General features: G+C 42.9%; 12 protein-coding genes, 1 tRNA gene and 1 other annotated feature. Of the genes, 4 read left to right on the top strand and 9 right to left on the bottom strand.

Annotation, left to right across the window (positions count from 1 at the left end):
- Positions 1 to 108: 108 nt before the first annotated feature.
- Positions 109 to 353, bottom strand: a binding site (T-box leader).
- Positions 354 to 415: 62 nt separating this feature from the next.
- Positions 416 to 1,432 (bottom strand): glycosyltransferase family 2 protein, encoded by a 1,017-nt coding sequence (locus tag ACYQ5K_RS10865; protein ID WP_173689147.1) that lies wholly within the window; start codon positions 1,430 to 1,432, stop codon positions 416 to 418.
- Between the two features lie 143 nt (positions 1,433 to 1,575).
- On the opposite strand from ACYQ5K_RS10865, the gene ACYQ5K_RS10860 reads away from it, so the two are divergent.
- Complete coding sequence (locus tag ACYQ5K_RS10860; protein ID WP_178025736.1) at positions 1,576 to 2,796, top strand: 6-phosphofructokinase; 1,221 nt, start codon at positions 1,576 to 1,578, stop codon at positions 2,794 to 2,796.
- Between the two features lie 243 nt (positions 2,797 to 3,039).
- On the opposite strand, the gene ACYQ5K_RS10855 is transcribed toward ACYQ5K_RS10860, so the two are convergent.
- Positions 3,040 to 4,575: a hypothetical protein gene (locus ACYQ5K_RS10855; protein ID WP_459777552.1), complete on the bottom strand. Its 1,536-nt coding sequence runs from the start codon at positions 4,573 to 4,575 to the stop codon at positions 3,040 to 3,042.
- Between the two features lie 462 nt (positions 4,576 to 5,037).
- Here ACYQ5K_RS10855 and ACYQ5K_RS10850 point away from each other — a divergent pair, with 462 nt between their 5' ends.
- Both ACYQ5K_RS10850 and ACYQ5K_RS10845 read left to right on the top strand, forming a co-directional pair.
- On the top strand, positions 5,038 to 5,538 hold the full coding sequence (locus tag ACYQ5K_RS10850) for a DNA-deoxyinosine glycosylase (protein WP_173689150.1): 501 nt from the start codon (positions 5,038 to 5,040) through the stop codon (positions 5,536 to 5,538).
- A gap of 160 nt (positions 5,539 to 5,698) precedes the next feature.
- Positions 5,699 to 5,772 (top strand) — tRNA-Arg (locus ACYQ5K_RS10845).
- Between the two features lie 452 nt (positions 5,773 to 6,224).
- Here the strand turns inward: ACYQ5K_RS10845 and ACYQ5K_RS10840 are convergent.
- The 5 genes from ACYQ5K_RS10840 to ACYQ5K_RS10820 all read right to left on the bottom strand — a co-directional run bounded on the left by ACYQ5K_RS10840 (position 6,225) and on the right by ACYQ5K_RS10820 (position 10,134).
- Entirely contained in the window at positions 6,225 to 6,515 is a 291-nt protein-coding gene (locus tag ACYQ5K_RS10840; protein WP_173689151.1) for a DUF2325 domain-containing protein, read from the bottom strand.
- Positions 6,516 to 6,713: 198 nt separating this feature from the next.
- Entirely contained in the window at positions 6,714 to 7,145 is a 432-nt protein-coding gene (locus tag ACYQ5K_RS10835) for a flavodoxin (protein WP_173689152.1), read from the bottom strand.
- A 53-nt stretch (positions 7,146 to 7,198) separates the two neighbouring features.
- Positions 7,199 to 7,798 (bottom strand): DUF3793 family protein, encoded by a 600-nt coding sequence (locus tag ACYQ5K_RS10830; RefSeq protein WP_173689153.1) that lies wholly within the window; start codon positions 7,796 to 7,798, stop codon positions 7,199 to 7,201.
- Positions 7,799 to 8,050: 252 nt separating this feature from the next.
- Entirely contained in the window at positions 8,051 to 9,082 is a 1,032-nt protein-coding gene (locus ACYQ5K_RS10825; RefSeq protein ID WP_173689154.1) for a 3-deoxy-7-phosphoheptulonate synthase, read from the bottom strand.
- Between the two features lie 26 nt (positions 9,083 to 9,108).
- A complete protein-coding gene (locus ACYQ5K_RS10820; protein ID WP_173689155.1) occupies positions 9,109 to 10,134 on the bottom strand; it encodes an alpha-hydroxy-acid oxidizing protein in 1,026 nt (341 codons plus the stop codon).
- Between the two features lie 329 nt (positions 10,135 to 10,463).
- On the opposite strand from ACYQ5K_RS10820, the gene ACYQ5K_RS10815 reads away from it, so the two are divergent.
- Positions 10,464 to 11,558: a DUF4352 domain-containing protein gene (locus ACYQ5K_RS10815; protein WP_173689156.1), complete on the top strand. Its 1,095-nt coding sequence runs from the start codon at positions 10,464 to 10,466 to the stop codon at positions 11,556 to 11,558.
- Positions 11,559 to 11,670: 112 nt separating this feature from the next.
- Here ACYQ5K_RS10815 and ACYQ5K_RS10810 read toward each other — a convergent pair whose 3' ends face one another.
- Complete coding sequence (locus ACYQ5K_RS10810; protein WP_173689157.1) at positions 11,671 to 14,253, bottom strand: YfhO family protein; 2,583 nt, start codon at positions 14,251 to 14,253, stop codon at positions 11,671 to 11,673.
- Entirely contained in the window at positions 14,240 to 15,196 is a 957-nt protein-coding gene (locus tag ACYQ5K_RS10805) for a glycosyltransferase family 2 protein (protein ID WP_173689158.1), read from the bottom strand. The genes ACYQ5K_RS10810 and ACYQ5K_RS10805 overlap by 14 nt, the downstream gene beginning before the upstream one ends.
- Positions 15,197 to 15,206: the final 10 nt, after the last annotated feature.

Raw genomic sequence — 15,206 nt, 5'->3', positions numbered from 1 at the left:
AACAAAACTCACAGGATTTTTTGTATACACAACAATAAAAAGGAATGTGCCTTTTGTTTCATAGGAACTTCCTATGAAACAAAAAAGTCCCTTTCCAGAATCAATCTGAAAAGGGACGAATAAAATCCGCGTTACCACCCTAATTCCACAGAAAATAATCTGCGGCACTTCACATACCAACATATGCTATCCATATAACGGTGGATCCCGGCGAAGTCTACTTGCAGATACTTTTCTGCTTTGGACCCGCTTCTTAGAGAGGATATCCTTACCCGGTTATTACCTGTTCACACCATCCACAGGCTCTCTGAAAATAATGACGGATACGACTTTGTTCTCATCAACGAATTTTGGTGAACCATATTTTCTTTAATCGTTATTATAGTCTTCTCTTCGGAAATGTCAAGAACGAATTTTAATTAAATCCGACAATTCTTCTCGCCACAATGTACGCCAGAGACGAAATCTTTCTTCCTGATCTGCCCGGAAGATTCATGGTCTGTCCAAGGATTCCGTAACGGATCTTCCAATAAGTTCCGTAGTGATTCTTCTTCAGATACTGCCACAGCTCCCGTTTCTTTTCCAGATTCTCTGCATTTTTGGAACGAATCAGAAGAATTGAAGACACCGTCATCATAATTGCAAGATAATTAGTCATATAGGCCCGCAGTTTTTTATTAGAAATCTTACGCATATCATACATATCAATCATGCTCTTTGTGACAAAGATCTGCTGATCCACACGACTGATCATCACCTTTTCATTGACAGACTGATCTTCTCTTCCAATGTAATAACGATAAAAATCCACATCCATGTAATACATCTTACGCACATGCGGGAGTGGATAGTAAACATAAATATTGTCCACATAAAACGTATGCTTCGGCAGCCTGAGCTGACATAATTTCAGGAAATCTGTCCGGTAAATAACAGAATGCATCAGAATATACTGTCCCAGATGGAAATGCTTCACATCATTCCAGCCAAAAATCTCTTCCTGTGGAAGCACATTCTTGTACTCAATCACTTTCTTGTGCTCCATTCCTTCTTTTTCGTATACATAGTTGGCAAGCAGCATATCCACCTGCTTTTCTTCCTCTTCAAACTTTTTCAGAACATCCAGAATCTTGTACAGTGCTTCTTCATCTACCCAGTCATCACTGTCCACAACTTTAAAATATTTTCCCTCTGCGTGGTCAAGACCTACATTGACCGCATCTCCGTGTCCACCATTTTCTTTATCAACTGCATGGATGATCGTCGGATACTTTTCTTCATATTCATGCGCAATCTTTGAAGTATCATCCTTTGATCCGTCATTAACTATAATGATCTCTATATCTTCTCCACCTTTTAAAATAGATTCCACTGCCCGGTCCATATAAGCTGCCGAGTTATAACACGGAATCGCAAACGATATATATTTCATGTGTATTCTCCTTCTCAATTTAAAGCTCACGTTCCTAGTATAGCCTATTTCTTTTTGTTTTCCAACTGATATTGTAAATTTCACATTTTTCGGCTATAGTTAAAGCTATATGATTACTATGAATAAAGAGGAGGATTTCAACTATGAATCACAATTTACTGGTCGGACAATCAGGTGGTCCTACTGCTGTAATCAACGGAAGTCTCTATGGTGTTGTCTCAGAAGGTCTGGCAAATCCGGAGATTGATAATGTCATCGGTATGGTCAACGGTATCGAAGGTTTTCTTGCCGATCACACAATGAACATGGCATCTTTAAAAGAAAATGGCGAACTGGAACGTATCCGCACCACACCGGGTTCTTATCTTGGTTCCTGCCGTTATAAATTACCGGAAGATCTTTCTGATCCGGTTTATCCTGAACTTTTCCAGAAATTTACCGAAAAAGAAATCAGCTATTTCTTCTATATTGGCGGAAATGATTCTATGGATACCGTAAGTAAATTATCCCGCTACGCAGCAACAGTCGGAAGTGATATCCGCATCATCGGAGTTCCGAAAACCATCGACAACGATCTGGTTCTGACCGATCATACCCCTGGCTACGGAAGTGCTGCCAAATATGTTGCTTCTACAGTACGCGAAATTGCAATTGATGCCTCTGTCTATGATAATAAACCATCTGTCACCATCGTCGAGATCATGGGACGCCATGCCGGATGGCTGACCGCCGCAAGCGTTCTTGCCCGCAAATTTGAAGACGATAATCCGGTTCTTATTTATCTTCCGGAGGTTGCTTTCTCCCCGGATGCATTTATCGAAAAGGTAAAAGAAAAGCTTACTAAAACTTCTAATCTCGTTGTCTGCATTTCCGAAGGAATCAATGATGGTAACGGAACCTTTGTCTGCGAGCTTGCAAGTGATGTCGGCACAGATACCTTCGGTCATAAAATGCTGACCGGCTCCGGAAAGTATCTTGAAAATCTTGTAAAAGAAAAACTTGGTATCAAAGTACGCTCTGTGGAGCTCAATGTCTGCCAGAGATGCTCTTCCTCCTGTTTATCTGCCACAGATCTGGACGAAGCCGCTGCTTCCGGCCGTTTTGCTGTAAGTGCCGCTTTAGACGGTGAAACAGGAAAGATGATCAACTTTATCCGTAAGAGTGATGACCCATACATCCTTGAATTCGGAACTGCAGACGTGAACGAAATCTGCAATAAAGAAAAAGCTGTTCCTGAAGAATGGATCACAAAAGACGGTTCCGACATCGGAGATGAATTCATCGCTTATGCCCGCCCACTGATCCAGGGAAGTGTAGAAGTACCTATGAAAGATGGGCTTCCATACTTCGCATTCCGCAAATAGTCTTGTTCACAATTTGTTCATTTATCTTTCAAAAAACCTTCATTTGTTAAACACTCTTTCTTCACAAGTGTTTTATATACTAGAATCATCAAATGAAGAACATAAAAGATTTCAAACAAATTATTTAATAAGACGTGCAGAAGTTAATAATAGAATAACTTTTTCATAATACATGCCGGGGGCTTTTAAGTCACCCGGCATCCTCCCTTTTATGGGACTTTTTCAAAAGCTCCTTTCAGCATTTTATTCTCCAACCCGGATATTTTCTCCATCGATCACAATTTTATATTTTCCCTGAAGCTGTTTAAATGCTTCTGATTCTGCAAGCTCAGGAACTGCCTGGATGGCCTTTTTTACTGCTTCTGCACATAATTCTCTTTCCATTTCCGGATTTTCACAATAACGCTCCAGATAGTTCATCCACAACCTTTCTGAATCCGGTAATACTTCAATCGCCTCCCTGCTGATCTCCCACACTTTTTCATATTCCTGCACTTCTTCATAAATTAACTGCAACTTTTCATAAATCTCTTCTAATTCTTCTTCATTCGATTCTAATTTTCTGATCTGTTCATATTGTTCAGCCGCTTTTAAATTCTCACCAAGTTTAAAATAGCTTTCTGCAAGATATTTTCTAACCTCACACTCCTTTTCTCCATTTGTATCCCACCGGTACCACGTCTGTCTTCTAATCATCTCCTCACCAATTCTCTTTGTCAGCCTGTTCCATTTTTCACTCTCTTCCAGAACACTTACCTTCAATAGCGGGTATTGGTACAAATACGCTTTCATCTGTATTTTTTCTGCACGTTTCTCCAATTCATCTAATATATTTTTTACTGCATCTTCTGCGTTTAATCCATCCTCCTGCTGCTGTATACTCCCTTCTTCCAGACTCGCTATGACCACCCGGTATGCATCGGAAAACTCTGTCTCCTGCATTTCCTTATCGAGACTATCCAGGCTGTTCACATAATCTTCCCACGCTACATAATAAATAAGTCCCATTTCCAGATAAGGACTGTCCCCCTTTTGTTCCACAACCTCTGTTGCTCCTTCCTGAGCTCCCGCCTCTGGCTGATCCTGATCCGCTGCAATCGCTTTTGTTTCCGGCTTTTTCACTGTCCCTCCGATGATTGCTGCACTCATGATACAAACCGCCAGAATCGCAAGCAAAATCTTTTTTGCCGAAACCTTATCCCTCGGTCTTTCCATTTCCTTTTCCAGAAAACCAATTTCTTTTTGCATATTTTTCAATACTTTTATGGCATTTTTCCCACTGCTATAACACTTTCCAAGCATTCTTTTCCAGACTCGCTCTTCTTTCCGTGTAAATGCCTTTGGCTCCAGACATTTTTCTGCTGTAAATTCCATTATCTTTGCCAGACCATACAAATCATCTGACCGCTCTGTCTTCTGCGAAAGAACCCTTTCTTTCCTTACAAAAAGCATACGAAGCTTTTTCTTCTTCATCTGCTTTAAAAGTTCCTCGTTTTCCGGTTCATTGATATCCAGAAGGCAAAGCATTCCGTCTCCGGTTATGATTACTGCATATGGGTTCACATATCCATACGCCGCATCCTCATTTCCACAACGATAATACTGTTCCAGCTGTTTTGAAAGCTGTCTGATCCAGTTAAATACTGTTTCTTTTTCCACCCGGATCCCCTGTTTGATATACTCCATCAAAGAACAGCCCTTTGCATAGTCATTTACCATATAACTCCAGCCATTCTGATCCACAAAACGGAGTACCGCATAGTCTTTTCTTTCTTCCATCCTGTTCCTCCCTGTGTCTGTTCATTCATATTAACTTGTCCTGAAAATGCTACATCGAATCATGTGTCTGATATCATAACTTTTCTTGTGATCTGTTTCAAAATAGAGAATGTCACCCGGCGTATCTTCGCAGAGTATTTTATTATACCGGATGCGATTTCCCGTGAAATAAAATTAGAATCGAATTAGAGTGACTTCACTATACACTGACATCCGCCACTTTACAAGCAGAACTTTTTTCAATAATTCACAAACTTTTTGTTCCAAAATCAGTCACTGATCTTTTCATTTTCTATACTCCCCCGACAGTCACAGGGATTCCCGGTCTTGTGCATTCTGCCGGACTGGTTACTGTTCACAGTACCTGTGACCAGCAACCCGGACTGTACTTTTTCCCACTTGCTTTTCACTCCCGTATCGCTTATCCTTTTATTGAATATATTTATGAAAGAAGGCATACCTATGACTGAAGCTTCACATGTACTTCACGAAATCCATCCTGTATTTAACACAGACTCCCGCATTCTGATCCTTGGGAGCTTCCCTTCTGTAAAATCACGGGAAAGTCAGTTTTTCTACGGGCATCCAAGAAACCGTTTCTGGGATCTTATTGCCACACTTACAGATGAACCACTTCCTGCCGGCATAGAAGAGAAAAAATCACTGCTCCTTGCACACCACATTGCCATCTGGGATGTGATCGCCTCCTGTGATATCGAAGGCTCCAGTGACAGCAGTATCCGCAATGTCGTTCCCAATGACCTTACAGAGATTCTTCAGACGGCATCCATCCGGCAGATTTTCACCAACGGTAGCACTGCAGACCGCTTATATAAAAAATACTGTTTTCCACAGACTCAGCAAAAAGCAATCTGTCTGCCGTCCACAAGTCCGGCAAATGCAGCCTGGTCAAAGGAACGCCTGCTTACCAAATGGAATCAGATCTGTTCTTATCTTGAATAAGAGCCAGCAAACCGGTCTTAATCGCTCCGTTCAAAAATGAGTTTCAAAAATGAGCTCAAAAGTTTTTTAACTTTTTTCATTTTAGCACTTGACATATTATCTTTCCTGATGTATACTCAATTTTGTTGTTGAGCAACACAGTTCAGCACACAATATAAATGTGCGTTTAGCTCAGCTGGATAGAGCGTTTGGCTACGGACCAAAAGGTCGGGGGTTCGAATCCTCTAACGCACGCTGTACGAGGTCTTTTGTGAGAAAGACCTCTTTTTTATTTACGCAAGCAACGAGTCAAAGTCCGTGCTTGCACGAAACCTTGGCGACTGCCGCGATAACTTGAAAAACTCGCGGAGCGTGTTTCTCATAGTTTATGCCCAGCTTGGCACATTCTCGCGCCGAGCGCGTTGCTGAGCGCCAGCGGCGCTCGTTAAGCAACGACCGAAGCGGAGCGTAGACCGCTTGCGACATTCTTCATCTTCGTGCGAGTGCGCATCTCCGGCACGCAGTGCCTTTTATTTCATAGGAAGTTCCTTTGGAATTTCCTATGAAAAAATAAAAAATGCCCAGGCAATTTTCATGCCAGGACACATTCATTTCTTTTCACTTTTCCACTCTGCATTCTATCCAAGCGCTACTCCCAGCGTTGTTCCAATAAAAGGGATCATGATCCCGGTAAATAAATTCATGCTTTAAACTGCTGCTCCCGCTTCCTGTGTTAAAATTTCTGTCAGAGCCGCACCACTGCTTGTATGGCAGCGAACCACCTTCGCATTGCTTCTTTTTGCCTCATCAAGCGCGGTTTTTACCATCTTGTGCGATACTGTATTTGTAAAAAGTACAAACAGGTCAGGCTGTCCAAGCTGCTTATTCAGATCGGCAGACATATGCGTAAATACTTTAGCTTTACATTTAAACTGTTTGCATATTTTTTTATACTGACAGACCATTCTGTCATGACCTCCTACAATTACAACGCTCATTCTTATCCATCTCCTTAATTCATTCTAATAACGATTGTGATTTTTTTGTATGCCGCCCCGCAGAAACGGAGCGGCTCTTTTTTGATGATTATTTAGCTTTTAATTTTTGATTTTTATTTGTTTTTGATTTGATTATAATTTTATTTGATTATTTAGCTTTTTCGGTTTTCTGTTTTATTTAAAAGGTGTTTGTATTTCTTATAAGCCAGCCACCTCCCTGCCGAGTGACTCACACTCATCTATTGCATCTGCTCCCGGTGTTCCGTGGCAGATAAGTCCTTCTCCGCCGACGATCTGTGCGCCAGCCTGTTCCATTCTTTCAGCCCATGTACGCATCCATTCGCCATCGCCCCAGTCATAGGATCCAAACAGGGCAACCTTCTTTCCTGAAGCAAATCCTTCCAGCTCAGATACGAATGGTTCTACCGTTCCGTCTTCCAGTTCTTCTGCTCCCATTGCAGGGCATCCAAGCACCCAGACAGCCTGATCTTTTAAGACAGCAGGTGAAATGGTCTCCATCGGTACTACATCAGCACTTTTCCCTGCTGCTGTAATTCCTGCTCCAATTGCCTGTGCCATTGCTTCTGTATTTCCTGTTCCGCTCCAGTATGCTACACAAATATCACTCATTTTTAAATTCTTCCTTTCTTTTTTCTTTCTATCATCTACCAGGTTTTCTTCATTTATGCAGGCTGTATGTCAAATGGCTGCCTCACACTTCTTGCTGCATGCCACAGATCCTTCCCTGCCTGCATTTCCCTGATAAATTCCTCTTTTACAACGTTGTAGATAGAAAACATTTTCTTGCGTTCCTCCACGTTCTCATACACTTTCCAGTATCCCTGATACAGGAAATCTTTTCCGTTGTGTTCAATAAACCCTTTCACATCTGCAAGTGGATATCCGAGGAAAATTCCAAGTTCATGTGGAAATTCTGCACTTCCATGCTGATATCCTTCAAATCTCAGATTCATGATCTGAAGCATCTCTGGAAGCTCAAATCCCTGATATCCAAGTGTATCAAGAAATTCGCTGTATTCTTTTTTTCCAAGAATTTCAAGAATCTCTTCTTCTCTGTAGATCAGCCATACTTTTCGGGCTCCGCTGTCGCAAAGCATGCTGTATGAAATTCCCATCTCTTTCAGACTTTCCGCAACTTCCTTTTCACTTACATTTTTCAAGGTCAGAATATTGGATGGCTTTACACCGGTCAATACCGGAGCGCACTGCCATGCAATTTCCATCTGAGCTGATGTCTGTGCATCTTTCTGCATCCAGTTCATGTTGTTTTCCTCTTGCATTGGTTTGCTTTAATTTATTTTAGTTAGCTTTTTCTAACTACCTATAGTCTACTATATTAGTGGGATTTTGTCTATAGAAATTTTTGAGAAGTTTTCTCATCAACATACAATTCATGTTTTTACACCCTACATTCTATCTGCCCTGAAAATATATCATACTGTACTTTTGCAATCATTTCTGCCAAAAAAAAGTGTATCAAAGTTTTTCAACCTTGATACACTGTATTTTTACAATTAACAGTCTTCCGCAATCTTATCGATCAGTCTCACTGTATCTTCCCATCCAATACACGGATCCGTAATCGATTTACCATATACCATATTTCCGCCGATATCCTGTCTTCCTTCTACCAGGTAGCTTTCTACCATTACACCTTTGATCAGTTTTTTCAGCTTTGGATCATAATTTCTTGTGTGCAGTACCTCACTTACGATTCTGAGCTGTTCTTTGTACTGCTTGTTAGAATTGGAATGATTGGCATCAATGATCGCTGCCGGATTCTTCAGATTCTTCTGCTCATACATATCCAGAAGCCTCTTACAATCCTCATAATGGTAGTTTGGAATCGTTGTTCCATATTTATCCACGCCGCCGCGCAGGATCACATGTGCCAGATCATTCCCACCTGTCGTCACATCCTGTCCACGATAAATGAAGCGGTGTGGTCCCTGTGCCGCGACAACAGAATTGAGCATTACCGATAAATCTCCACTTGTCGGATTCTTCATCCCAATCGGGATATCCATTCCGCTCGCAGTCAGACGGTGCTGCTGGTTCTCAACCGAACGCGCACCAATCGCTTCATAAGAAAGAATATCATCCAGATAGCTTCTGTTCTCCGGATAAAGCATCTCATCTGCTGCTGTCAGATAAGTCTCCTGCATGGCTCTGATATGCATTTTACGGATTGCAATGATTCCGGCAAGCAGATCCGGTGCCTGCTCCGGATCCGGCTGATGCAGCATTCCCTTGTATCCCTCTCCGGTTGTACGCGGCTTGTTCGTGTAGATTCTTGGAATGATCATCAGCTTATCTGATACTCTGTCATTTAACTTTGCAAGTCTGTTCACGTACTCACATACCGAATCTTCATTGTCCGCCGAACATGGTCCGATGATCACCACGAATTTGTCTGATTTCCCTGTAAAAATATCACGGATCTCCTCATCCCTCTTCGCCTTGATAGCTTTTATTTTATCCGATAACGGATATTCGTTTTTCAGGTCTGCCGGTAATGGCAGCTCTGCGTTCACTCTCATTCCCATTGTATTATCCTCCTGCAGGTATTTTTCTAGTCCTGATAATATCTTACCATATCTCTTGTAATTTCTGAAACAGAATGTGCACCGCACATCTGCATGGCATCTTTGAGTTCTGCTCCCAGCTTATCAATGTAAAGCTTCACGCCTTCTTCTCCGCCTCCATAGACCGCTACAACGAATGGCCGGCAGATCAGCACACCGTCAGCACCAAGTGCAAGTGCCTTGAAAATGTCTGTACCGGAACGAATTCCTCCGTCAACCAGGATCTTCATAGAACCGTTCACTTCTTTTACAATTTCTTCCAGCACTTCTGCAGTTGCCGGACACTGATCCAGCACTCTTCCTCCGTGATTAGATACGATGATCGCATCGGCACCTGCTTCTTTTGCTTTCCTCGCGCCTTTCGCTGTCATCACGCCTTTAACGATAAATGGTCTTCCAGCCATCTTCACAATCTCGGAAAGCTCCTGTACATTCTTGCTTCCTGCGGGCGGATTCATATTTTTCAGAAACGGAAGTCCTGCCGCATCAATATCCATCGCTACCGCAAATGCTCCTGACTTCTTCACCAGTTCCATCTTCTCCCGCACAGTATCCAGATTCCAAGGCTTTACTGTAGGTATCCCGCATCCACCATTTTCACGGATTGCCTCCGTTGCAGCCTCCATTACCTTCGCGTTCACTCCATCTCCGGTAAATGCGGCGATTCCGGCATCTGCACAGGCTGATACCAGTACATTATTATAAGAAACATCATCATACCTGTCACTATAGTGCAGATTCACGGCTCCAACCGGTCCTGCAAAGAACGGCATCTTAAATTCTTTTCCAAATAAATTCACAGAAGTGTCTGCCTCTCCGCCATCACAGATCGTATCCATGTTCACGCGGATCTCCTGCCACTTTTTATAATTTCTGATCGCAGTATCACCAACACCTTTTGCGCCCGGTCCCGGTATCTGGTTTTTACATGCTCTTCCATCACAGACCGGACAGGCTTTGCAGTAAAGCCCCATAGATAATTTTGCGTTTTCCATCATTTCCTGATATGTCATATCATTCCCTGCTTTCTTTTGTTTTCCTGTATCTGGCAGTTTCGACTTTCTGCCACGTTACTTAGTCAATATGATATGTTACTGTTACAGTACCTGTGACCAGCAACGTATCTCGCCATTTTAAATCGCCTTTGGCGATTGGCAAGATGCCATTCAAGATAAAACGTGCATCCTCCGTGCCAATCAGCGCAGTGATTGACACGGTAGTAAACAGTAACTATGATATCACTTTTCTGTCTGTTCGACAAGAATACCTCCTTGTTTTTGACAGGATTTTCCCCTATAATAAAAAACAGAACACTTGAATCATAAAGGAGACTTAACTTAGAATGAAATGCCCTGTATGCGGTCATAAAGTCCGCCCCAGCAAAAAATATCCCGGCAAATATCTCTGTGATACCTGCCGTAAAAGATTCCCGGCATCCGCTGTGATTCCGGATGATACAGATACCCGAAGTGCCAGATCTTCTGCTCATAAGCATGGATCTGTTTCCGGAAAAAAGCGCCCGGCTGCCAGACAGCAGGCTTTTTTCGACGATCCCCTGAACGGACCGGAGATCTACCACAGCACAGCAGCTGCCATGCGCAGCATGCGTAAAAATGTTCCGGAAGCAGAGGCTCAGAAGAAAACCACTGAAAAAAAAGAGACTGAAGAAATTTCTACAGACAAACCTTTTTCTGGAAATGAATCCTCCGGACAGGAGCATGCTCCGGTTCCAGAACCAGTTATCAGCTCCGTTCAGACAGATGAACCTGCTGCCAAACCAGCGCCGGTTTCCAAAGACGATACCGCAGGCACAAAGTCCGATGCATCTGCTGATGATGTAACTTCACCAGAGCAGGCAACAAACCCAAAAAAGAAGAAAAAGAAACACAAAAAAAGTCTGCCGTTTATCATCCTGGTTCTCATCCTGATCATTATTGCGGTTGTATTCCTTTTTTCCAAAATGCACACTTCTTCTGCCAATCCTTCCGGCACTTCGACACCGAAGAAGACAGCTGACGCCACCAAAGAGATCTATAAGCAAAACGAGACCGCCACATACAATGGCATTGAGATCACGATGGACAGCTACGTAGAATCCGAAGGAGATGACTGGTCTGTCCCGACAGAAGGCAATGAATTTATGTTTGTCCATATGACGATCGTCAATCAGACATCTGATGATCTGGTTATCAGCAGTATGGCAAGCTTTGAAAATTATTGTGACGATACCAAACTTGACTACAGTGCAGCTGCATTTACTGCGCTTGCAACCACAAGCGACCAGCCAAAGCTCGATGGAACGATCGCTCCCGGCGAAACCCTGGAAGGATATCTTTCCCTGGAAGTCCCGCTGAACTGGTCTACCGTCGAAATCCGGTATACCGATAAGATCTGGTCTGATGATGCCGTTCATTTTCAGATCAAGCGCCAGGAGTAAACCACTACCTGCAGATACATGGATAGCAAAAAGAAAGTTTCTTTGAAATTTCCTGTTAAACAAAAAAGGATACAGTCTGGNNCCAGACTGTATCCTTTTTTATTTCAGAATCTCAAAGATTCACTCCGCGCATTTTTTTCTTTTTTACTGCCCCTGCGATCACAATCAGAACTCCAAGACCTGTCAGTATTTTTCCTGCTGTCACTCCAGGCGCATGATACAAAATTCTGATTTTATGTTTTCCTGCTGCCAGATGAAATCCCAGAAACGCTTTATTCACTTTTTCACATTTCACTTTTACGCCATCTATCGTCACTTCAAACCCTTTATCAAACGGAATGGAAGTAATAAACATTCCATCCTTCTGACTTTTGATTCTACCCTGGATCAGATTCCCTTTCGTCCGCTCTTTATCCACCCTGAATACACTCTGATAAAGGTCGGTACCTCCATTTAACACGCCGGTATATGCACTCATATCTTTCATCGTATACTCTCCTTTTCCAAGAGATAAACGGACCGATTTCTGCCCCTTTTCCAGTCCTACCGCATAGGTAAATACGGTATTTCCGTTATAATATACATGCTGGATTGACGAAAGTTTATTTCGCTCTCCTTCCAGAGATATTTCGATATCCTTTTTCGGTTTTTTATTCTCGATCCGAAACTGTACAAACAGAACTCCATCTTTCTCTTCCTGTTCCGGGACAGCCACTTCGAACTCCTGTGCCTTTTTCATTTTCACCTGATATCCGTTTTCAGTCGGGACAACCAGTGAAATCCCGTTATTCTTTTCCGGAATCCGAAAATCACATTTCTCTACGTCTTCAGCCAGTGCTTCTTTCACCTGTTCTGCCGATACAGTTCCGTCCTTTGTCACAGCATATCTGGTAAATACCAGCTGATTATACGGAAAATCCAGTCTGTCATATTCCGCTTCCGACATCGTCTGATCCGTTTCACAGGCAATCGGTGCTGCATTTTCATTACAGTACACATCCCCTCCCCCGGTCATCCACTTTTTCTCATATCCCGGTACATTCTGACTGGAGATCAGATATTTCACTCCCATCAGCTGCCTGAATACCGGATTCTGTGAAACCGACTGCATCAGGAAATTTCGGTACGGCTGCTCTACCTGAAAATCATTTTTACGGAAATTCTGGTAATCAGCATTATAGGAAGAAGAATACAGGGATGTAATATATTGCTCACTGTTCCACACACGATTCAGATTTTCCGCATTTTTCTCTTCATTTCCAACCTGCTCGACCCGGTAGAATCCACCATCTGATGTAATTGCCTTGTCCACAGCTTTCCCGATGGCCCGGCTGGTATCTTCCTCATATGCTTTCCTGCTCTCCAGATTTCCACTCTTTTCCCAGGAATAGCTTCCGGTAATAATAAGGCTCAGGATCACCGGTCCCAGAACAGCTACTGTCAGATACTTCCGAATCCATACACTATACGCCTGTGCCACGCAGATCAGCAGTGTTATGACCGCATCCAGTAAAAGCAGTTTCCAAAGGACTTCGCTTTTCATATCATCCTTCTTCAGATAAATATATATAACAACCGCCAGACATGGCAGAAGCATCCAGATTCTCCCTATTTTCTGATTTTTCAGCTTCTCCAGATATTTTGCCGTAAGATAGCACATAAGCGGCAAAAATGGGATCAGCGACTTCGGTCTGACATAAAGTGCACCATTTAGCAGATACGAAAAAAACGGAACTGTCAGCACCACCAGACAGCCAAGCGACAGTATCTTCTCATAAGCCTTTTTATAAAAAAGTCCGGTCAGCAAAATAATCAGCATCAGACAGCTAAGTCCCGGTCCATATGCCCCATACAGAAATTTTTCCAAATTGATCTGCGGTGTCAGAAGCTGCCAGAAATCTGTTTTTTCTCCCCTGCTTCCGCTTCTCCCGAGAAGAGCCATCGCAGTCGGCACAAGAAGAACTCCTGCAAACATGATTGCCGTCAGGATCCTTCCTGCAAACCGCAGTCCGTCACCTGAAAATCCTTTTACCGTAATCATCTCTTCTGCCCGCTCTTTCGTCCTTGCATACCGGTAAATTCCATATAGACCAAGCGCCAGTATTCCACCGATGCTGAAATAAAAGCTTGTCATGATCATCAGGAAGGTTCCGCCGATCAGCAAACCGGATTTTTTCTGTTCAAAATACCGGTCAATTCCTAAAAATGTCAGACAAAGAAATGGCATATAATTTACAAACATGATCTGATGTGACGACTGATAGATCATAGGCCCTGCGAAAAGGAACATCAGCGCTGTCATCCCGCTTACCGCAGCTGTAAATTCCCGGCTTTTCAGCCACCGGTACAAAATTATAACCGCTGCTGCCAGACAGACAATACTTGCCACCATCATATAATCCGACATCTTCACATTTGGCAGAAGATAACCGATCAGAACGACCGGACTAAACAATCCATAATAAGAAAAATTGTAAATATTCTGACCGCCGCCAATATTTAATGCAAACTCAGGAAAAAACTGCCCTGTACGATAAAACTGCTGCCGGAAATATTCCGGGAACACACTGTGCTGACTGCTCCAGTCCACCTTTGCCCCAAAAATATTTCCTACGCCTGTAGAGTACAGACAGGCGGTAACCGTAAGCAGGACCAGTGCCATTTCCCATAGCAGATCCTTTCTACGCTCTTTCATGCTTCTGCTCCTTATCATCGCTGGAATCCTTTAAAATAAAAATCGGACGTTTCTTCGTCTCAAGATAAGTCTTTGACAGATACTCCCCTACAATTCCGGTACAAAGAAGCTGTACTCCACTGACCATGAAAATAATACAGGCAAGTGACGGCCAGCCAGATACCGGATCTCCCCAGACCAGCGTCCTTACTATGATCACTGCGATCATAATAAAGGAAAGCAGGCAGAACAGTACACCCACTACCGAAGCCAATGAGAGCGGTGCCACTGAAAATCCGGTAATTCCCTCCACAGAATACTTAAACAGCTTCCACATGGACCACTTGGTTTTTCCAGCAGAACGCTCAACATTATCGTACTGCAGCCATTTTGTACGGAATCCAACCCAGCCGAAGATACCCTTTGAAAAACGGTTATACTCGCTCATTTCCAGAACTGCCTGCACCATCTTCCGCTTCATCAGCCGGTAATCTCTCGCTCCATCTACAATCTCTGTCTTTGAAATAGCATTTACAAATTTGTAAAAGCTTTCTGACAGGAAAGAACGGATACGTGGCTCTCCGGTTCTTGTGGCCCTTTTTGTCGCTACATTATCGTATCCATCCTCCTGCAGGATCTCATACATCTCAGGTAATAGCGCCGGTGGATCCTGAAGATCTACATCCATAAGTGCAACATAATCGCCTTCCGATGCTTTCAGTCCTGCATAGATCGCAGCTTCCTTTCCAAAGTTTCTGGAAAATGAAAGATATCTGCATCTGCTGTCCTTTTCATTCAGGTCTTTCATGATACCAAGCGTCGCATCTGATGAACCATCATCTACAAAAATCAGTTCAAATACAACATCCTTCATCTCGTCCATTACACGGCACATTTCTTTATAATAAACAGGCAGTGCTTCCTCTTCGTTATAACATGGTACGACTACCGAAATCTTATCCATATTCTTCACC

Source organism: Allocoprococcus similis (genome assembly GCF_054660775.1).
This window is presented reverse-complemented; position numbering and strand designations above follow the sequence as displayed.